The organism is Nioella aestuarii (assembly GCF_050896395.1).
In the GTDB taxonomy this organism is placed as follows: Bacteria; Pseudomonadota; Alphaproteobacteria; order Rhodobacterales; family Rhodobacteraceae; genus Nioella; species Nioella aestuarii.
The window spans coordinates 1-19321 of the sequence record NZ_JBPBBA010000039.1; the positions used below are offsets into that span (position 1 = coordinate 1).

The 19321-nt window shown below is 62.1% G+C and carries 20 protein-coding genes; 6 read left to right on the top strand and 14 right to left on the bottom strand.

What is annotated here, in order from left to right:
* Positions 1-133: 133 nt before the first annotated feature.
* The 4 genes from ACROHD_RS17370 to dapE all read right to left on the bottom strand — a co-directional run bounded on the left by ACROHD_RS17370 (position 134) and on the right by dapE (position 5670).
* Positions 134-1483 (bottom strand): lytic murein transglycosylase, encoded by a 1350-nt coding sequence (locus ACROHD_RS17370; RefSeq protein WP_432679660.1) that lies wholly within the window; start codon positions 1481-1483, stop codon positions 134-136.
* Between the two features lie 168 nt (positions 1484-1651).
* The gene (gene rnr / locus ACROHD_RS17375) at positions 1652-3907 is read right to left on the bottom strand and encodes a ribonuclease R (RefSeq protein WP_432679662.1); all 2256 of its coding nucleotides are present in this window, start codon (positions 3905-3907) and stop codon (positions 1652-1654) included.
* Positions 3908-3958: 51 nt separating this feature from the next.
* On the bottom strand, positions 3959-4528 hold the full coding sequence (locus ACROHD_RS17380; RefSeq protein WP_432679712.1) for a TIGR04282 family arsenosugar biosynthesis glycosyltransferase: 570 nt from the start codon (positions 4526-4528) through the stop codon (positions 3959-3961).
* Positions 4528-5670 carry a succinyl-diaminopimelate desuccinylase gene (gene dapE / locus ACROHD_RS17385; protein ID WP_432679663.1) on the bottom strand — a complete coding sequence of 381 codons (1143 nt, stop codon included), beginning with the start codon at positions 5668-5670 and terminating at the stop codon, positions 4528-4530. Before dapE ends, ACROHD_RS17380 begins: the two co-directional genes overlap by 1 nt.
* 222 nt (positions 5671-5892) lie before the next feature.
* Between dapE and ACROHD_RS17390 the strand changes: the two genes are divergently transcribed.
* Together ACROHD_RS17390 and ACROHD_RS17395 are read left to right on the top strand one after the other, a co-directional pair.
* Positions 5893-7473 carry a choice-of-anchor L domain-containing protein gene (locus ACROHD_RS17390; RefSeq protein WP_432679665.1) on the top strand — a complete coding sequence of 527 codons (1581 nt, stop codon included), beginning with the start codon at positions 5893-5895 and terminating at the stop codon, positions 7471-7473.
* A gap of 87 nt (positions 7474-7560) precedes the next feature.
* Complete coding sequence (locus ACROHD_RS17395; protein WP_432679666.1) at positions 7561-8580, top strand: Hint domain-containing protein; 1020 nt, start codon at positions 7561-7563, stop codon at positions 8578-8580.
* A gap of 7 nt (positions 8581-8587) precedes the next feature.
* On the opposite strand, the gene gloA2 is transcribed toward ACROHD_RS17395, so the two are convergent.
* Entirely contained in the window at positions 8588-8974 is a 387-nt protein-coding gene (gloA2, locus tag ACROHD_RS17400) for an SMU1112c/YaeR family gloxylase I-like metalloprotein (RefSeq protein WP_432679667.1), read from the bottom strand.
* Positions 8975-8983: 9 nt separating this feature from the next.
* A complete protein-coding gene (locus ACROHD_RS17405; protein WP_432679669.1) occupies positions 8984-9319 on the bottom strand; it encodes a DUF8846 family protein in 336 nt (111 codons plus the stop codon).
* Between the two features lie 87 nt (positions 9320-9406).
* Between ACROHD_RS17405 and ACROHD_RS17410 the strand changes: the two genes are divergently transcribed.
* Positions 9407-10006, top strand: coding sequence for a Crp/Fnr family transcriptional regulator (locus tag ACROHD_RS17410; protein WP_432679670.1), 600 nt, complete (start codon positions 9407-9409; stop codon positions 10004-10006).
* A 75-nt stretch (positions 10007-10081) separates the two neighbouring features.
* Positions 10082-10282 (top strand): YgaP family membrane protein, encoded by a 201-nt coding sequence (locus ACROHD_RS17415; protein ID WP_432679671.1) that lies wholly within the window; start codon positions 10082-10084, stop codon positions 10280-10282.
* Positions 10283-10359: 77 nt separating this feature from the next.
* Here the strand turns inward: ACROHD_RS17415 and ACROHD_RS17420 are convergent, their stop codons facing one another.
* From ACROHD_RS17420 to dapD, 3 genes are all read right to left on the bottom strand, one after another.
* Positions 10360-11124 carry a YHYH protein gene (locus ACROHD_RS17420; protein WP_432679672.1) on the bottom strand — a complete coding sequence of 255 codons (765 nt, stop codon included), beginning with the start codon at positions 11122-11124 and terminating at the stop codon, positions 10360-10362.
* Positions 11125-11205: 81 nt separating this feature from the next.
* Entirely contained in the window at positions 11206-11457 is a 252-nt protein-coding gene (locus ACROHD_RS17425; protein ID WP_432679674.1) for a GlsB/YeaQ/YmgE family stress response membrane protein, read from the bottom strand.
* Between the two features lie 145 nt (positions 11458-11602).
* Positions 11603-12430, bottom strand: a complete 828-nt coding sequence (gene dapD, locus ACROHD_RS17430; RefSeq protein ID WP_432679675.1) for a 2,3,4,5-tetrahydropyridine-2,6-dicarboxylate N-succinyltransferase — start codon at positions 12428-12430, stop codon at positions 11603-11605.
* A gap of 159 nt (positions 12431-12589) precedes the next feature.
* On the opposite strand from dapD, the gene ACROHD_RS17435 reads away from it, so the two are divergent.
* Positions 12590-13435, top strand: coding sequence for an LOG family protein (locus ACROHD_RS17435; protein WP_432679676.1), 846 nt, complete (start codon positions 12590-12592; stop codon positions 13433-13435).
* 18 nt (positions 13436-13453) lie between these two features.
* On the opposite strand, the gene ACROHD_RS17440 is transcribed toward ACROHD_RS17435, so the two are convergent.
* Positions 13454-14503 carry a sodium-dependent bicarbonate transport family permease gene (locus ACROHD_RS17440; protein WP_432679677.1) on the bottom strand — a complete coding sequence of 350 codons (1050 nt, stop codon included), beginning with the start codon at positions 14501-14503 and terminating at the stop codon, positions 13454-13456.
* 95 nt (positions 14504-14598) lie between these two features.
* Here ACROHD_RS17440 and ACROHD_RS17445 point away from each other — a divergent pair, with 95 nt between their 5' ends.
* Complete coding sequence (locus ACROHD_RS17445; protein ID WP_432679678.1) at positions 14599-15477, top strand: LysR family transcriptional regulator; 879 nt, start codon at positions 14599-14601, stop codon at positions 15475-15477.
* On the opposite strand, the gene ACROHD_RS17450 is transcribed toward ACROHD_RS17445, so the two are convergent.
* The 4 genes from ACROHD_RS17450 to ACROHD_RS17465 all read right to left on the bottom strand — a co-directional run bounded on the left by ACROHD_RS17450 (position 15464) and on the right by ACROHD_RS17465 (position 19205).
* Entirely contained in the window at positions 15464-16345 is an 882-nt protein-coding gene (locus ACROHD_RS17450; protein WP_432679680.1) for an esterase-like activity of phytase family protein, read from the bottom strand. The genes ACROHD_RS17445 and ACROHD_RS17450 overlap by 14 nt on opposite strands.
* The gene (gene mepA / locus ACROHD_RS17455; RefSeq protein WP_432679681.1) at positions 16315-17238 is read right to left on the bottom strand and encodes a penicillin-insensitive murein endopeptidase; all 924 of its coding nucleotides are present in this window, start codon (positions 17236-17238) and stop codon (positions 16315-16317) included. The genes ACROHD_RS17450 and mepA overlap by 31 nt, the downstream gene beginning before the upstream one ends.
* Positions 17238-18605 carry an MFS transporter gene (locus tag ACROHD_RS17460; protein ID WP_432679682.1) on the bottom strand — a complete coding sequence of 456 codons (1368 nt, stop codon included), beginning with the start codon at positions 18603-18605 and terminating at the stop codon, positions 17238-17240. Before ACROHD_RS17460 ends, mepA begins: the two co-directional genes overlap by 1 nt.
* A gap of 69 nt (positions 18606-18674) precedes the next feature.
* Positions 18675-19205, bottom strand: coding sequence for an acyl-CoA thioesterase (locus tag ACROHD_RS17465; RefSeq protein ID WP_432679684.1), 531 nt, complete (start codon positions 19203-19205; stop codon positions 18675-18677).
* Positions 19206-19321: the final 116 nt, after the last annotated feature.

The following is a 19321-nucleotide window of genomic DNA, read 5'->3' on the forward strand; positions in this document are numbered from 1 at the left end:
CCCCCAAAAACCGTCCAAAGAAACGGACTTTGTTCTCCAAGAGGGGGGGGAAACGGTCCCGGGCGAGGTCCCCGGGGGGGGGTGGGAGGGGCCCCGCTCCCGCCGCGACCTGCCCGTGGCAGGGCGCAAGACCTCAGCCGCGCCGCAAGCGCCGCAACAGCGCCTCGGAGGCGTAGCCATCCGGCACCAGCCCCTCTGCGGCCTGGTATTCCCGCACCGCCTGAATGGTCAGTGGTCCAACGATTCCGTCAATCCGCTCGGTCGAGAACCCCGCAGCTGTCAGCCGCCTTTGCAACTCGAACCGCTCGTCATTGGTCAGGGCCCGGTCGTGCCGAGGCCAGCCACCGCGAAACGCGGGCCCGCCGCCGATCCGGTCAGCCAGATGGCCCACCCCGATCACATAGGCATCGGCCGGATTATAGGTTTCGATCACGTGGAAGTTCTCATAGATCACCAGCGCCACACCCGTGTGCCCCGCAGGCAGCAGGATCGAAGAGGCCCCATGTTCCGGCACCAGACCGCCACCGCGCGCCAGTCGCACGCCCATGGCGTTCCAATGGGCGGCATCACGCTCGATCAACTCGCCGCTTTGGGAGAAGTCGAAATCTTCCGGCAGATCCACTTCCAGTGCCCAGGGTTGACCGTGGGTCCAGCCGTTTTCCGACAGGTATCGTGCGGTCGAGGCCAGCGCATCGGCGGGGTCATCGCCCCAGATATCGCGCCGCCCGTCGCCTGTGAAATCCACCGCATGGGCCAGGAAACTGGTGGGCATGAACTGGGTATGCCCCATCGCACCTGCCCATGAGCCCTGCATATGAGCGGGGTCGATGTCATCCGCCTGAAGGATTCGCAGCGCCGCCATCAGTTCGGTCTCAAAAAACTCTGCCCGCCGCCCTTCATAGGCCAGCGTCGCCATCGCCTCGATAATCGGGACCGATCCGCGGAAGCTGCCATAGGCGCTTTCCAGGCCCCAGACCGCTGCCACGATCTCTGCCTCGACCCCGTAGCGCCGTTCGATCGCGTCCAGCGTGTCGCGATGGTCCCGCAGGGCTGCACGCCCGTTGGCAATGCGCGCATCCGATGCGGCGCTATCGAGGTAGTCCCACAAGGTCCGCGAAAATTCCGACTGGTTGCGGTCCCGCTCGATCACCCGTTCGTTCAGGCTGACCCCGGCAAAGGCCTGATCCAACGTCTGCTGGCTGATCCCCTCTGCTCCGGCGCGGCGCGAAAACTCGGCAATCCAGACACGAAACCCGGAACTGCTGACCTCATCGGCCACCGGTGTCACCGGGCCGCTTGGCGCGGCGGCCATTCGCATAGGGGGCCGGATCGACGCCTGCACCGCCAGTTCGCTTGGCAACGCAGGTGGCGACACGTCGGTGCCAGGGCGTGGAACCGGGCGCATGATTGCCGAAGGCGTCGCTCCTGCGACAGCCGCCGCAAGGATCAGGGATCCGGTCAGGAATACTCTCAGTGTTAGCATGCTCGTGCCTGTGTGCTTGGTTGCCCGGCAATATACGCACTTCTCCCGCATGAAAGAAGAACGCGCCCCAACCCGTCGGCGGAGCCTCGCCTGTAACCCTGCACAAACAAGATTACCGAAATCTGAAGCACTGTGAAAAATTCAGCGTTGCAGGTGCAGTCAGGTCGGTTAGCGGCGTTTTCGCAGCACCTTTTTCTTGACCTTGGCGGCCTTGGCGCGGGCTTTGCCCGCCTTTCGCCGTGGCCCGGCCCCGCGCCCATGACGCGCCCCGCGCGGCACGGATTTACCATCGATCTCGATAAGTTCTAGCGTCATGCCGCCTGTCACCGGCACCGCTTCGGCCAGCTTCACGATCACCCGCTGACCTATGCCGATGGTCAGGCCGGTATCGGCCCCCACCAGCGTCTGGGACTCGGCGTCGTGGTGGAAATACTCGCGTCCCAGAGCCCGCATCGGCAGCAATCCGTCAGCGCCGGTATCATCGAGTTTCACGAAGGCCCCGAACCGGGCGATACCACTGATCTTGCCTGTAAAGCTTTCTCCTACGCGTTCCGACAGATAGGCCGCCAGATACCGGTCGGTGGTGTCACGTTCGGCCATCATCGACCGGCGTTCCGTGTCCGAAATATGCTTTCCGATGTCGTCGAGTCGCTCGATCTCTTCCGCGCTCAGCCCGTCGCGGCCCCAGCCATGGGCAGAGACCAGCGCCCGATGCACAATCAGGTCGGAATAGCGCCGAATGGGCGAGGTGAAATGGGCATAAGCCTTCAGCGCCAGCCCGAAATGGCTGAAATTCTGCGGGCTATAGTAGGCCTGCGTCATCGACCGCAGGGTCGACATGTTGATCAGCTCGTCAAACTCGGTGCCTTCGGCGGCGGCCAGCAAACTGTTGAGATGCCGGGTTTGCAGCACCTGCCCCTTTGCCAGATTGAAGCCGCTTGCCTGCGCTGTTTCACGCAGCGCGGCGATCTTGTCGGGGTTCGGTTCCTCATGCACCCGGAACAGAAGCGGTGTCTTGAGGCGGATCAGTTCCTCGGCTGCAGCCACGTTGGCCAGTACCATGAATTCTTCGATCAGCTTGTGGGCATCCAACCGGTCCTTGAACGCCACGGATGTCACCTGTCCATCCTCCGACAGGATGATCCGGCGTTCCGGCAGGTCCAGTTCCAGCGGTTGCCGCTTGGCCCGCGCAAGTCGTAGCGCGCCGTAGGCGGCATAGAGCGGCTTCAGAACCGGCTCGACCAGCGGCGCAACCTTGTCATTGGGGTTCCCGTCGATGCCGTCCTGAACCTCTTGATAGTTCAACGAGGCCACGGACCGCATCAACCCGCGCACAAACCTATGCCCGATCTTTTCGCCTTGCGCGTTGATCACCATGCGCACGGCCATACAGGCACGCGGCACCCCCTCGTGCAGGGAACACAGATCACCCGACAGCCGGTCGGGTAACATCGGCACAACTCGGTCGGGGAAATAGCTGGAATTGCCGCGCTTTCGCGCCTCGCGATCAAGCGCCGATCCGGGGCGCACGTAATGAGCCACATCCGCGATGGCGACCCAGATCACGAAACCACCGGGGTTTTTCGGGTCATCATCGGCATGGGCCAGGCAGGCATCGTCGCGATCGCGGGCATCGACCGGGTCGATTGTGACCAGCGGCATATCCCGCAGGTCTTCGCGGCCCGATAGCCCGGCAGGCTTTGCCGCGTCTGCTTCGGCGATGACCTCATCGGAGAAATCATCGGGAATCCCGTGCTGGTGGATAGCGATCAGAGACACCGCCTTTGGCTGGCTCGGGTCGCCGAGCCGTTGGACAATTCGCGCCTTTTGCAGCCCCATGCGGCCCTTGGGGCCGGATTGTTCCGCCTCGACCAGCTCGCCATCCTTGGCGCCTTCGGTCGCGGCTGCGGGCACCATCCATTCCTTGTCCGATCCCTTGTCGATCGGAACGATCCGTCCGCTCTCGGCCCCCTTGCGGAAAATGCCCAGGATCTTGTGAGGGTTGGTTCCGATGCGGCGGATCAGGCGGGCGACATATTGGTGATCTTCGCCTTCGATCTCCTGCATCCGGGCAAGGATGCGGTCGCCTTCGCCAAGCGCGGGGTCGGTCGCCTTGGCGTTGAACAGAATTCGTGGCTCCGGACCTTCGCCCAACCATTCCAGTGGGCGACAAAAGACATCGCCCAGATCATCCGGCGCCAGAACCTGCAATACCGCGACGGGCGGCAGACGATCGGGGTCGCGATAGGTTTTCTTGCGCTTTTCCAGATGGCCCTCGGCCTCCAGCTCCTTCAAAATGCGTTTCAGGTCGATCCGCGCTGCGCCCTTGATGCCGAAGGCCTTGGCGATATCGCGTTTCGAGGCATGGCCGGGATTGTCGGAAATCCAGGCGAGGATCTGGTCTTTGGTGGGGATCTGGCTCATGCCCTTGGCCTAGCACGGGCCAAGGGGCGCGTCATGCGGAAAACAGGGGGCTCAGACGCTGCGCAGATCGTCTGCGGTGTCAATATCGGCCAGCTGATCCACCAGCGAAACCCTTCGGTTGCCCAAAGTTAAGAGACTGTCGGTCAGCGCGTGCGGGCCAGACCAGCGAACCCCCGCCAGAACCCCCGAAGGGGCCGGGCGCGGCCCCAGACCGATCAGCCAATAGCCGCCATCGGGGGCCGGCCCGAACACGGCGTCATGAGTGGCCAAGGCGCGAAAGGCGCGGGCCAGATGGGTGCGGGTGACGCCCGGAATATCGCTGCCGATGACCAACACCGGGCCGGGCAGCGCCAAAAGCCGCGCCATGCGGGCGCCGAGATCGCCTGTACCTTGCTGGATACGCGGTAAGTCGGCGGGCCAAACGCGGCTGGCCAGACCTTCCGCATCGGGGGACACCGCCAGAAACAGACGCCAGCGCGGATCGCGCAGCCGATGTAGCAACCGTGCCACCTGATGCCGATACCACCACACAGCCGAAATCGCCCCGATCCCGCGCGCCAGCCTGGTCTTAACCCGGCCGGGGCGTGGCTCCTTCACCATCACGACAACGATGGGGCGGATCATTGGGCGAAGTAGTCGCTCAGGATGCGGGCATAGATGCGTTTCAGGGCGTGGATATGCTCGATCCATACCCGTTCATCCACCTGATGCATCCGGTGCCCGACAAGGCCAAACTCCACCACCGGGCAATGGGATTTCACGAACCGCGCGTCGGATGTACCGCCAGTTGTGGACAGGACCGGCACCAGCCCGGTTTCCCTTGTGACCGCCGTTGACACCAGCGTTGACAGATCGCCGGGGGGCGTCAGAAAAGCCTCACCAGAGACCCTGATGGTCATCTCGATCTTCACGCCCGTCTCAGAGGCCACCTTGTCCGCTTCGGCCTGCAACCACTCGGTCAGGCTGGCGCTTGTATGCAAGTCATTGAAGCGTAGGTTCACCGTCATCCGGGTTTCCGCCGGGATCACGTTGGTGGCGGGATTGCCGGTGTCGATCGTCGTCACCGAACAGGTGGAGGGATCAAAATGATCGGTGCCCTCATCCAGCTTATGGGCCGATAGCCGATGTGCCAGCAACGCTATGGCGGGCATCGGGTTCAGCGCCTTATGCAGATAGGCGGAATGCCCCTGCTTGCCCTTCACGGTAAACCACGCGGACATGGATCCGCGCCGCCCGATCTTGATCATGTCGCCAATGGTTTCGGGGCAAGTCGGTTCGCCGACAATGCAGGCGCTCATGCGCTCGTTCTGCTTATCCATCCAGTCGAGCAGGGCAATGGTTCCATCGGTCGAGGGGCCTTCCTCATCACCTGTAATCGCCAGCACGATGGCCCCGTCCGGCGGCGTGTCGCGCACGAAATCAATCGCCGCCGCCGCAAAGGCAGCCACGCCTGATTTCATGTCGGTTGCGCCGCGCCCGTAAAGCCAGCCATCTTCCTCCTCCGCGCCGAAGGGTGGATGCGTCCAGGACGCCGCGTCACCCACTGGCACCACATCTGTATGCCCGTTGAACCCAAAGGTCCGGGCATGGCCCTTGTCGCCCCACCGGGCAAACAGGTTCGACACTTCACCGCGGTCCACGCGCGTGCAGGAAAATCCAGCCTGCGACAGCACCTTGTCCAACAATACCAGCGCGCCGCCTTCCTCCGGCGTAACCGAGGCACAGCGCACCAGATCGGCGGTCAGTTTCTGCGGGTCGGTCATGGTCTGGCTCTCCTGCTGATGGGTTCCATAGCGATAGACATGTGGCTTGCCGGACTCAAGTACGAGCGGAAACGCGGAAGGGCTTAACTTGCGGCAAAAACAAGGTTATTCTGCGGCAAAATAAAAGAATGACAGGCACTCTCGGCGCAGTGAAATCACCAACAGGCAGGTGTTTTCCCATCAAAACCGCGACGGTCGTGCCAGAAAGACGAGGCGCAGGACATGCCAGTTACGGCAAGTGAACTGACAATCGACCATCGTGCAACGGCCACTGAAATGGCCAACACCATCTTCGGTGATGGCGTTACCGTTGTGAGCGCCTCTTATTCAGGTGATCGCAATTCATCGGGCATCTGGTCGGATGGCGACACCACGTCCCCGAATGCGACCCCGTCTGATTCCGGCGTTATCCTGTCCACCGGCCGGGTCCGGGATTTCACCAATTCCTCTGGCGATCCAAACATCAGCAACAACACCTCGACCAATACGCGCGGCGTTGACAACGACGCCGGTTTCAACGCGCTCGCAGGTCGCAGCACCTATGATGCCGCCATTCTGGAGGCGGATTTTATCCCCGAGGGCGACACGCTGACGATGCAGTTCACCTTCGCCTCCGAAGAATACCCCGAATATGTCGGGTCGATCTTCAACGATGCGGTCGGGATCTGGATCAATGGGGTCGAGGTCGCCTCGCCCGTTTTCCAGATCGCGCAGATCAATAACGTCAACAACACATCCAACGAAACACTCTACGTCAGCAATACCGACGATAGCGCCAATACCGAGATGGACGGCTACACCGTGACCCTCTCGGTGATGATGACAGTTGATCCAAACCAGGTGAACACCATCAGGCTTGGCATCGCCGATGTCGGGGACAGCAGCTATGACTCTGCCATTCTAGTCGCTGCAAATTCAGTTCAGGGGCGGGTGTTTGCCGTCGACGATTCAGCCACGTTCTCGGGCTATGGGGACATATCCGTCGATGTGATCGCCAACGATCAGGCGGCGAACACCATGGTTGTCACCCATATCAACGGGCAGGCAGTCTCGGTCGGAGACACGGTCACGCTCAGCAATGGGTTCGATGTTACACTTCAGGCCGATGGCACGCTGCTGGTTGAAGCACCCACCGGCTATACGCCCCCCACCACGCCACAGGATTTCACGTTCAGCTATACGGCAGCGTCAGGCGGCGGGAACGGCATATCCGACACCGCTTTCGTTACCATCACCACGTTACCCTGTTTCGTGGCGGGCACGCGGATTCGCACCGAACGCGGCGATATTCCCGTCGAGGCCCTGCGTGTCGGTGATTTGGTGGAAACGCGGGACAATGGCCTTCAACCCATCCGCTGGATTGGCAATCGAACCGTTGAGGCCACCGGCAGTTTTGCCCCGATCGTCATTGAACGCGGCACCATGGGGCTGCATGATACTCTGGTGCTGTCACCCCAGCACCGGGTTTTGGTCAGCCACCATATGGCGGAATTGCTGTTCGGCGAAGACGAGGTTCTGGTCGCCGCCAAGGATCTGGTCAACGAATGCTCGATCTGGGTGCGCGAAGGCGGCATGGTCGACTATTTCCACGTGCTCTTTGACGAACACCAGATTATTTGGTCCGAAGGGCTTCAGACCGAAAGCTTCCATCCCGGTCCAGTAACCCTGTCTGGATTCGATGATGGCGTGAGACAGGAGCTGTTTTCGCTGTTCCCCGACCTCAACCCGGACACCGGCCGTGGCTATGGCGTCTCTGCCCGCCCCAGCCTGCGCAGCTACGAGGCCGCGGCGCTGTTCGCTTAGCCACATTCTTTCCACATTTCCGAACGACTTCGGCCCCAACTCCACGGATATGATCCAATCCAGTGGAATTAGGGGCATTGTTTCGGAATGAGCTGGCTTGCGATCTGGGATGGACGGAAACTGACGCATTTCGATGCACGGGCGCGCGCAGCGGACCTGTCTCATGGCACGATCCGTTTCGAGATGACGCTGAGAGGCGAACTGCAGGTCCCCGCGATCCTGTGGCAGGGCCGCACTGGCACCGCCCGCGACCTGCGCATCATTTGCCGCCCCAACGGCACCGTCAGCGTGGAACATCGGTCCTTCCTGTTTGAAACCGACGCGGGTTTCCTGTTTTCCCGCGAACCGCTGATGCTGCATTATTCCTGGGATCAGTTGGGCAAAACCGGCCAGCTGGTGCTGACCAATGGCCAGACTGGCAACCGCGTCACCTCACATACCGGCAGCATCGCGCCCAACAGCCTGGCCGAGATCGTGCCCGAAACCCCCGGCCCTATGGTGTCTGTCGCCTATGCGGGCGTGGCCAATCACCCTCTGCCGGACAGGCCGCTTCCCGGAATTGCAGGTGATACGCGCATCCAGACCCCGACGGGTCAAACGCGCGTTGCCGACCTGCAACCGGGCATGAGCATCCTGTCCCGCAAGGGCGAAGAACAAACCATTCGCTGGATCGGCCAGACCGATCAGCTGGCCCGCGGCGTCTCTGCCCCGATCCGCCTGCGAGCACCTTATTTCGGGCTGAACGAGGATATCACCGTCACCCGCAACCAGCGGCTTTTGCTGACCGGCAGTGAGGTCGAATATCTCTTCGGGGAAGAGCAGGTTCTGGCCCGGGTTGAGGATATCCGCCGCGCCAGCGCTGCGCAGATCTGTATGGAACGCCCAATGGTCACCGCCTATCACATCCTGCTGGACGATCACGATTGCCTTTTGGCGGGCCGCTGTGCGCTGGATACAGCTCTGTTGGCGGATGTGTTGGAAGCCGCGGGGAAATCCGCAGCCCGCCTGGCAGAGCCCGACCGAAAACCGGCCTGGACCGTGATCGACCGCGCCGGCGCGCAAGCCTATCTGGGGATGCTGACGCAGAACCGCTCGGCAGCGGCGTAGCACGTATCTAACCGGCTTCGTAAAGCTCCAGCGGCAACCCGTCTGGGTCGCTGAAAAAGGTAAAGGCGCGGTTCGTCAGCGCATCCACCCGGATCGGTTCCACCGTGACACCCTTTGCCTCCAACCGATCCTTTGCTGCTGCCACATCCGCGACCTGAAACGCCAGATGCCGCAACCCCTGCGCCTCTGGGTATGACGGGCGGGCAGGTGCACCGGGAAAGCTGAACAATTCGATTTGCGATCCATCCGGCAAGGCAAGGTCCAGCTTCCACGATTGCCGTTCAGCCCGAAAGGTCTCGGCCACGACCCGCAGGCCCAGAATATCCACGTAGAACGCTTTGGACCGCGCGTAGTCCGAACAGATGATCGCCGCGTGATGGATAGCCTGCAACATGAGCGTAGCCTATTCGTCCTCGTCGCCAAAATAGGGAGTCATCTGTGCCACGATGACAGAGTTTTCGTCAGCCGCGCGCTGCATCAGCGCGATTTCCTCATCGGTAATCTCGTGGCCCAGTTCCCGCCGTTCTTGCAGTGTGCCATAGCCCTGAACGTCCAGCGGCGCCAAATCCGCTTGTTTCAGGATCGCCACGGTTTCGCGCACCGCCTCTGCCTCGTCCACGCCAGAGGCATAGATCATCAGGCCCGCACCGGTCGCGCCTTTGGGCAGGCCATCACCGCTCTTGCGGCCAACCTCGACCACAAGCGTATAAACCTGCTGCTGTTTCTTTTCCTTCGCCATGTCTTGCGCCCTAGCCGCCCGCGCGCGTCCGGTCAAGCGGCGCTATGGGCATTGACGCGGGCCACGCTTCGTTTCATCGCTAGTGGCATGACCGACCTGCGCCGCCGTATCGCCTTTCCCAAGGGCACAACCCTGTTCCAGCCGGGACAGGCCTGCCCCGGTCTTGTGCTTCTGGACAAGGGCACCATCAAGGTCACGCTCACCGCCGCCAATGGGCGCGAGGTGGTGCTTTATCGCGTCAGCCCCGGCGATATGTGCCTGCAAACCTTCGCCTGTCTGGTCGAGGGCCGCACTTACTCCGCCGAAGGCGTTGCTGAAACCGATCTGGAGGGCGAGTTGGTGCCGCCCGACCGCTTCCGCGCCCGTCTGGAAGGCGATCCGGCCTTTCGCGATCTCGTGTTTTCCGCCGTTGCCAACCGCTTTGGCGAATATGAACGGCTGATCGAGGACGTGGCCCTGACCGGCTTCGACGCACGGCTGGCGCGGGTGCTGTTGCGGTTGGCGGATGCGACGGGCGAGGTCCATGCGTCGCACAACGCGCTTGCCACCGAAACTGCCTCGGGCAGGGCATTCGTCAGCCGCCGCATGGCGGAGATGGCGCGCGCAGGGCTGGTGGAGCAGCATCGCGGCGGGGTGCGGGTGCTGGACCGGACCGGATTGGAACGGATTGCCGCAGAGGAACGGTGACTCTGTCACCGCCGCCCAGCGGGCATCGGCGCTATAATCGCGCCATATCGCAACCCTCTTGAAAGGAGACGCGTCATGCCCCGCAACGAAGGTAATCTCGACCGCGCCCTGCGCATCATCGCAGGTATCGTTCTCATCGCCCTGGTCTTTGTCGGACCGCAGACCAACTGGGGCTGGATCGGACTCGTGCCGCTGGCCACCGGCCTTGTTGGCTTCTGCCCGCTGTATCGCATTTTGGGTCTGAACACCTGCCTCCTGCATCAGCGTCAGGGCTAGGCAGAAAAATCCCCCGCCTTCAGGGCAAGAAAGGCGGGGGATCATCACGGGCGGCCCTGATCAGGGACAAGGGGGGATCAACGCCGGCCCATGAAATCGCTGCTGACAGACCCATGAAAGCAGCGCGGGAAGAACGGATAGGTGTCGGTGGCGAAATAGGTCAGCGTGCCGTTGACCACGGCGGCGTTGCATTCATCCAGATTGCCGCTGCCCGCGATGAAGACCCAGTCTTCCTCATAGGTGCCGTCATAAGCCCCGTATGGTGCGGTGTTTCGCGTGCCGGACCGTAACTGCCAGCCGGATTGCGCGCCCTCCCCGATATAGTGGATCTCGAAGCCATCAGCGGCCCATCCGATCAGGCTGCCCGATTGGGACCCCACAAGGCTCTCGGATACGCCGTGATAATGGTAGAGCCCACGGTGATCCACATGGGCGTTCTCGGCATCCATGCCCAGCAGGTCCGCCGCCCCCATGCCCTCCAACCGCCACCCCGACGACGGGTCGCGTGAAAAGCCACGCGGGCTGCTGGCATCATAGAAATCAGCCGTGCCGGGGCGGAACAGAATACCAGTGACCGAAATGCCCGAGCTTTGCACATTCTCGGTGATCAGGCCGGTGTCCTCAGGCTCCGCATCAACACAGACTCGGGTGGTCTGTTCAGAAAAACTGTTGGGATTGCCCGGGTTCGGGAAGCGTCCTATATCGTGGTTCGGGCTGGAGTTGGAGGTGACGCAAAGCCTGTCACCCTCCAGCCTGATGTCCACCTCGTTCTCATGGGCCTCGCTGGCCTGCACCCACAGGCCAAGCCCAAGGGCAAGGGTCAGTATCAGGGCTTTACTCATCGCGCGTCCTCCTCGGCGGTTTCTGCCGGGTAACACGCGAAGGTTGCGCTGTTCCGTCGAATATTTTTTACGAAGCGGCTTTTAGCGGCCGCGCAATTGCCGTGCGCCCCAGATGATCAGGCAGGCCCCGGCAAAGCCGACAAGCCCTTGGGAAATCCAGGTGGGCGAGGCGTTGATCCCCACAAGTCGCAACAGGAAATTCGCCACAATGGCGCCAACGATCCCGAGGATCACATTTGCGACCAACCCGGTATCGGCCCGCATGAACGTGCTGGCGACCCAGCCGGCCAACCCGCCCACGACAATCGCCGCGATCCATCCCAAACCCTGCATTCCTGATGCTCCAAATCGTTTCGTTACAGGAACAATAGCACAAGGACTGGAGGGTCGAGCATCGAAAATCACGGGCGGTGGACGCGTTTTCAAAAACGCGTTTGAAAGGCGCTTCGAAGCGCCTTCCCCCGCCCGCCCTGTCAGATCAATCGCGCAGCAGTTCGTTGATGCCGGTCTTGGATCGCGTCTGCTCGTCCACCCGCTTCACGATCACCGCGCAATAGAGATTGATGCCGTTCTTAGATGGCATGGACCCGGCCACGACCACCGAATAGGGCGGCACTTCGCCATACATGACCTCGCCGGTTTCCCGGTCGACGATCTTGGTGGATTTGCCGATGAAGACGCCCATGCCGAGGACCGAGCCCTCGCGCACGATGCAGCCTTCCACCACCTCGGACCGCGCGCCGATGAAGCAGTTGTCTTCGATGATTGTCGGGCCCGCCTGCATCGGCTCCAGCACGCCGCCGATGCCGACGCCGCCCGAAAGGTGCACGTTCTTGCCGATCTGCGCGCAGCTTCCCACGGTGGCCCAGGTATCAACCATCGTTCCGCTGTCCACATAGGCGCCCAGGTTCACGAAAGAGGGCATCAACACCACGCCCGGTGCGATATAGGCCGATTTGCGGACCACGCAGTTGGGCACCGCGCGGAAGCCTGCCGCGCCCCATTCATTTTCGCCCCAGGTCGCCCATTTGCTGTCGACCTTGTCCCACCAGCTGCCGCCCTGGGCGCTGCCGGACTGCATTTCCATATCCTTCAGGCGGAAACCCAGAAGAACCGCTTTCTTGGCCCACTGGTTTACATGCCAGTCGCCGCTCTCCTGACGTTCGGCCACCCGCAGGCTGCCGGCGTCGAGCGCGTTGAGCGTATCCTCGATCGCTTCGCGGGTTTCGCCGGTGGTGGCGGGGGTGATCTGGTCGCGTGCGTCCCAGGCGGCTTCGATGGCGGCTTCCAGCTGAGCGTTGGACATGGGTCTCTCCGAATATCTTGGTCCCGGGCGCTATATCGGACGGGGGGCTTCGGCTCAATCAGCAAAAACACCTATAGGGCCAGAGCGAAGACGGGTTTCATCCCCGTGCGGCTCACGGTAGCGTCGGACCTTGGCCTAGGACCGAAAGGAAACGATCCAATGAACGACGACGCGCGCGACGGACTGTTCCGCGACGCCCATACCGATATCGAAACCGCCCGCCATGTGCCGGACACGCCCCAGACCCGCGCGCCGGCCTACAAGCTGGCGTTCACCGACAATGATTTCATGTGCCGGGATGAACTGCGCCCGGTGCGGTTGCAGCTGGAATTGCTGAAGCCGCAGATGATCATGGATGAATACGGGGTAGATTCGACCATCGTGATGTTCGGCGGTGCCCGGATCCCGGAACCGTCCAAAGCGGACAGTGCGCGGACCCAGACCCTCAGGGACCTGTCGCACTACTATGACGAAGCCCGCAAGTTCGCCCGTATCGTAACCGAGCGCAGCCTGAACAACGGCCAGCACGACAACATCATCGTCACCGGTGGCGGCCCCGGCGTGATGGAGGCAGGCAGCCGCGGCGCAGCGGATGCGGGCGGCGTGTCCATTGGGCTCAATATCGTTCTGCCCCACGAACAGGCCCCGAACGAATATGTTACGCCGGACCTGTGCTTCAACTTCCACTACTTCGCCATTCGCAAGATGCATTTCCTGATGCGGGCCAAGGCGATCACCATCTTCCCCGGCGGGTTCGGCACTCTCGATGAGATGTTCGAAAGCCTGACGCTGATCCAGACTGGCCGGATGGAACGGGTGCCCTTCCTGCTTTTTGGCCGTGCCTTTTGGGAAAAGATCATCAACTGGGATGCACTGGCCGACGCGGGCACGATCAGCCCGGAAGACCTCGACCTCTTCCGCTTTGTCGAAACCGCGGAAGAGGCTGTGGAGATCATTGATAATTGGGGCGACACCGCACGTCGCGGCGACATTCCGGGGCGCTGAACCGCCCCGATCCGGTCGTCAGCTGATCAACCAATCGGCCAGGGCGATCCACGCCGGTATGCTGAGAATGGCAACCGGCGTGCCCAAGCCGGTGGAGGTGCCGACATAGGCCGAGGGATTGGCCTCGGGCAGCGCCCCGCGCAATGTTGGCGGACCCGAGATATCAGAGCTGGACGACGCCATCACTGCCAGCAGCACAACGCCCCCCGCCGAGAAACCCGTCAATTCATGCGCGATCATCCCCGCGCCGAACCCAAGCGCGCCGTGCAGGATCGGCCCCGCGATGCCGTACAGGATATAGGCGTGTGCCACCCGCTTGAGTTCCGCCAGCCGGGACCAGGCTTCCATTCCCATGACCAGCATCAGGATCGACAGGAAGCCCCTGAACAGCAGCTCGTAGAACCCGTGGAACACCGCGTCGACATTGGCCAACAGCCCAATCACCAACCCAAGCAGCAATGCAGATATCGCCGGGCTGCGGAATGTATCGGTCAGGATGTCGCCAAGCATCCCTTTGTCGAGCCCGTCAAGCTGTGGGCCACCCCCGCCGAGCGCAACAGTCCCGCCGCCCGTGGCTACCGCTTTGCGGGCAACGCTGACCCGTGCGAGCACGATGGCCGTCACCAGTGCGGCGATATCCATGAACGGGTAGAGCGCACCGATGAAGCCCTCATAGGGGATCTGCCGTTCATCCAGCATTACCATCCCGGCCGCGAGCGTAGAGGCAGAGACCGCCCCAAAGAGCCCCGCGGTCGCCAGCCCGTCCACTTTCGATACACCATTGAGCCGGGCCAGCGTCCGGCTTCCAATCAGCACGATCGCGATGCCCACGAGGATGGCCAGAACACCGGGAACGATCAGCGCCACGAAATCAGCCTCTCGCACCGAGATCCCGGCACTCAGCCCAACTTTCAGCAGCAGGAGCAGCACAATGAACTTGTAGACCTGATCGGGCACCGTCAGGCGGCTGCCAAGTGCAGCGATCAGAAGCCCACCAAGCAGGAAAGCGAGTGTGGGGTTGCGCAACTGATCCAGGATCGTTGCAGCGACGGTTGCGATCAGGTCCATGGCATATCCTTCCGTTTAGAACAGCGTCTCACTACCGCCGCGAACACAAAACAAAAAATATATCTTTTTGCATCAAACGTTTTATATTCTAAAACATGGGACCGCTAAACTACCATCACCTGCGCTATTTCCGAGAGGTCGCTCGCCAAGGCCACCTTGGCCACGCCGCCGAGCGGCTGAATCTCTCGCAATCGGCCATGTCCATCCAGATCAAGCAGCTGGAGGAGCGGCTCGGTCACAAGCTCTTTGACCGGGTCGGGCGGCGGCTTGAACTGACCGAGGCCGGTCGCATCGCGCTTGACCATGCAGAGCGGATCTTCACCGCAGGCGAGGACCTCGTGGCCACGCTGAACCGCACCGGGGACAAGAACCCGCCCCTGCGCGTCGGCGCGCTGTCTACCCTTTCGCGCAACTTCCAGCTGCACTTCCTGCGGCCAGCGCTGGCCGATGGCTGCGACGTATCGCTGAGATCCGGGAACACCCGCACGCTACTGGCCGATCTGGCGGCTCTGGCGCTTGACGTGGTGTTGACGACCGAGGTTCCGGCCAGTGATCAAGGCATTGATTTCGCGGCACAACGGCTTGCGGAGCAACCCGTACAACTGCACGGCCCCCCGGACCGGCTGCGCCATGGCTCGCTCCGCGCGCTTCTCGAAAACGAACCGTTGATCCTGCCCACGGAGAACACCATCCGCGCGGGTATGGACAACCTGCTGGCCCGGCTTCAGGTCAGCCCCCGCATCGCCGCAACGGTGGATGACATGGCCTTGGTCCGCCTGCTGGCGCGCGAGGGAGTGGGGCTTGCCGTTGCTCCTGCCGTGGTACTTGCCGATGAAATCGCTTCGGGTCGCATTGCCACAGCGCCGTTCGACCTCGGCATATCAGAGCCGTTCTACGCCGTCACCGTTCCGCGCCAGTTTCCGCACCCGACGCTGGCAAAGCTTTTGGCGAGTGGTGGTGTCACTCCAGAATAATCTCGACCAGTTCCGTTGGCAGGATTGGGCTGAAATTGTCGTCCGACACCATGCTGGCCACCAGCCTGCCCTGCGGGTCGCGCCAGACGCTCAGCCCCTCCAGGTTCGAGAAGCCGCCATAGGGCGATTGCCAGACGGTAACGCCCCCGGACATTCCCGCTGACGTCACCTCGAACTGGCGAATTTGATTGGCAAATCCGAACAACATGCTGAAATCCCGCTCCAGCAGGTAAAACCTTCCTTGATCGTCGAAATCGGCCCCCACTGGCAGGAACCGCCCATCGCGTGGAATGGACCAGCTTTCGTCCCAAGCGCCATTCAGATAGCGGAAAAGCGGAAAGCCTGGGTCCCCGTCACCCGATCTTTCCGGCAAGGTATAGAGCGTACCATCCGCACCCACCGCCAGCGCCTCAAGCGAGGCATTCGGCTGGAAAGCGGCAAATCCTTCAGCGGCTGGAAGGATCGTGTCCCCGTGGGCGTGATGCAGCACCACCCGGTGATCGCCCTCGAACGACAGGAATATCCGGCCATCATCCGCAATCGCAAGCCCCTCGCTGTCCCGCCCGTTGCGTCCGGCAAGATCGCCATTCCGATCCGCCAATATCTCCGGCTCTGCAAGGGCGAGTGCCACAACACGCCCGGTTTCGTCACGGGTAATCTGCCCGCGGATCAGCGCGCCACGATCCGACAATGCCACAAGCCCCGTGCCCCCACCGGTGATCTCGACCGCCGACAAGCCGCCGACCATGGGATGCTCCGACCGGATCGAGAACGCCCCCAACAGACCCGGTTCCTGTGCAAATGCGGTAAGGGAAATCCCCGCGGCCAGCGCCGCAATCAGCGCGAGCTGACCAGAACGCGGCTGCATTGGTTCGGCAAATCGCTCAGCATAATCTCTCCGCGCACCGGGGGCGGGCGGTTCGGATCGGGCTGCGGGGGTGGCGGGTTCAGGATATTGCGCTGCCAAGCGCGGGCCTCGTCACAGCCATCGCCGGGGGGCGGCGCGACCTGCTCTACACAATCTGGCGATCCATCCGGGCAATGAAGGCGCACGTGGAAATGGTAATGATGCCCATGAAGCGGCCGGATCTGGCGCAGGTAGGACCGATCGCCGGTTTCGTTGTCACACATCCAGACCTTGGCGCCGGGGAAGACGAAGATACGCGCCACACGAGGGTCGCTCGCGGCTTCTCGCAACAGGTGCCAGTGCTGTTCGGTCCAGTTTTCGCCCACATAAGCCCCGCGTGCCCGACGCGTTGAAATCGACGACAGGGCTTCACGCTCTGCTTCGGTCAGATCCAGCCTGTCGGGTGGGAGCATCCAGATATCGGCATCCAGCCCTGACTGGTGGCTCGCATGACCGGTCAGCATCGGACCGCCACGCGGCTGTGCCATGTCGCCAACATAGAGCCCTTCCCAGCCCGGCAGCGTCGCCGCAAAGCGCGAGAGGTCCTGCACGAAGTCGATCATTTCAGGATGCGCCCAGTTGCGGTTGCGGCTAAGCCGCATCGCCTGCCATGTCGGGCCGGTCTCGTCCAGTTCCTCGGCTCCCTGAATACAGCCACGCGCATAGCCGCCATAAACCCGTGCTTGCCCGTCAGAGGCATCCAGCAGATGGCCAAACAGCCGCCGCGCCGGGGTCGCGCTCATGGTGGAAAGCGTCACGCGCTGTTCCTGGTTCAGCGGCGGGTCCGGGCTGTCCACGGAACAGGAAGACAAGGCAACAACACCTAAACCAACAAACAGGGCGCGTAAGAGCATCAGGCGCTTTCTCCGTTGGGCTTCACCCAAATCAACATAACCAATCCAATGCAGAATAGCGCAATTAGCGGGGTAATCCCAAGCCTTTGGTTGTTGGTGATGTCAGTGGTCACCGCAATCAGCCACGGCGCAAGAAAGGTCGTGGCCTTGCCAGACAGGGCATACAGCCCGAATGCCTCGGTCATCCGCTCGGGATTGGCCTGCTTGGTCAACATGTTGCGGCTGGCCGATTGCACGGCTCCGCCAGCCGCGCCGATCAACAGACCGGCCACGTAGAACAGAACGTCGGGCAGCGACGATCCTTCTTCGACGGGCATACCGAAAACAGCCTCGGGGGACAGGCCCACGATCATGCAGGCGGTGAAGATCAGCACCACGCAGCACACCACGATCACCGGCATTGGCCCGAACTTGCGGTCGGCCAGCCCACCGACCCATGCAAACACAGCGCCGGAAATTGCCGCCAGAATGCCGAATATCCCGACCTCCATGATCGACCAGTTCAGCACGCCGAGCGCATAGATGCCGCCAAAGGTATACATCCCGTTCAAAGCGTCACGGTAGAACATCGAACTGCCGAGATAAGCCAGCAGGCTGGGATGACGCGGCAGGCCCTTGATGGTCTGCCACAAATCACGCAGCCCCTCGCCGATCCGGTAATGGGCCCCGTCATGCGGCGGTGCCTCCTTCACCCACAGAAAGAACGGAATCATGAACACCGCGTACCACAGCGCGCTAAGCGGTCCGACCACGCGCGTATCGGCCCCGGTTGCGGGATCAAGACCGAACAAGGGTTCCAGCCCCAGCATCGTGCGCCCTTCATCACCAGCCTGGAAGAACACCAGCATGATCGCAAGCGCCACCACCCCGCCGATATAGCCAAAGCCCCATCCTGACCCGGAAATCCGCCCAAGCTCTTCCTTGGGGCCCATGGTTGGCAGATAGGCGTTGGTAAAGATCGTGGCGAACTCCATCCCGATCAGGCCCATCCCGAAAAACACCAGCGCCCAGAGGGCCGAGAAGCTTTCCGGTGCGGTGTACCAACAGCCCCAGGCCCCAATGACATACAGCGCCGAGAACAGCCAAATCCACGGCATCCGACGCCCCGACGTGTCCGCCACGCTGCCAAGGATCGGCGCCAGGACTGCAATCAGCATACCCGCCAGCGCCAGACCGTAGCCCCACAGCGCCTGCGCTTCAGCCTCGGCGGCCTGCTCAGACATGCCACTGGCCATGAACGCCTCGGCGGCGGTCTGGCCAAAATAGGGACCGAAAATGAAGGTCAGCATCAGCGTGTTATAGGGCTGGCTGGCCCAATCGAAGAAATACCAGCCCCAGATACGCTTGCTCGTCGAAATTTCAGCCATGTCCTGCCCCTCATGTCCTTTGAAGGCAGCTTTCAGACATTGAGGGAGTTTGGCAATGAAAAAGGCAGACTACCCTGCAGGTGGCCAGGGCCGCACCGCTTCGGCGTCAATCCAGGCTTGCACCCAATCGGGCAGCGGCGGCGATTGAGGATCGACCCCCATCGTCTCTGCCACCTGGCCCATCGGAACGATCCCGGTGTGGTCGGTCACAGCAGAGCGATAGACGATCTGATTGCAGCAGGTCTGTCCCTTCCACATGGATTGCTCCAGATAGAGAAAGCGCTCATCCCAGCCGACAACGCGGCTGCGCATTTCCACCACTTCGAACGCCCTTATCCGCGCCCGGTATCGCACCGAGGCCCCTGCCATCGTCATCCCCCAACCCTCGCGCTTCAGCAGATCGACCAACCCGGCCCGTTTTGCCAGGGGAATACGGCCAAGATCATAGAAGGTCAGCGTGCGCCCGTTGTTCAGCTCCATCCACAGGTCGATATCCCAAGGCCAGCAGCGGTGATAGCTGACATGGGTTCCGGTGACGGGCAGGGGCGGGGCATTGCGGGTGACGGCCAGCTGATAGACCATGCGGATGACTGGATACATCGAGACTTCCTGGGCAAAGGGCAACGCCCCTTTTCAGAAGAGACCCGGCCAGCAAGGTCAACCTGCTCCGTTGCGTCATGCCCTTGCCAATGCGGGCGCGCCCCCTTACCTGTGGC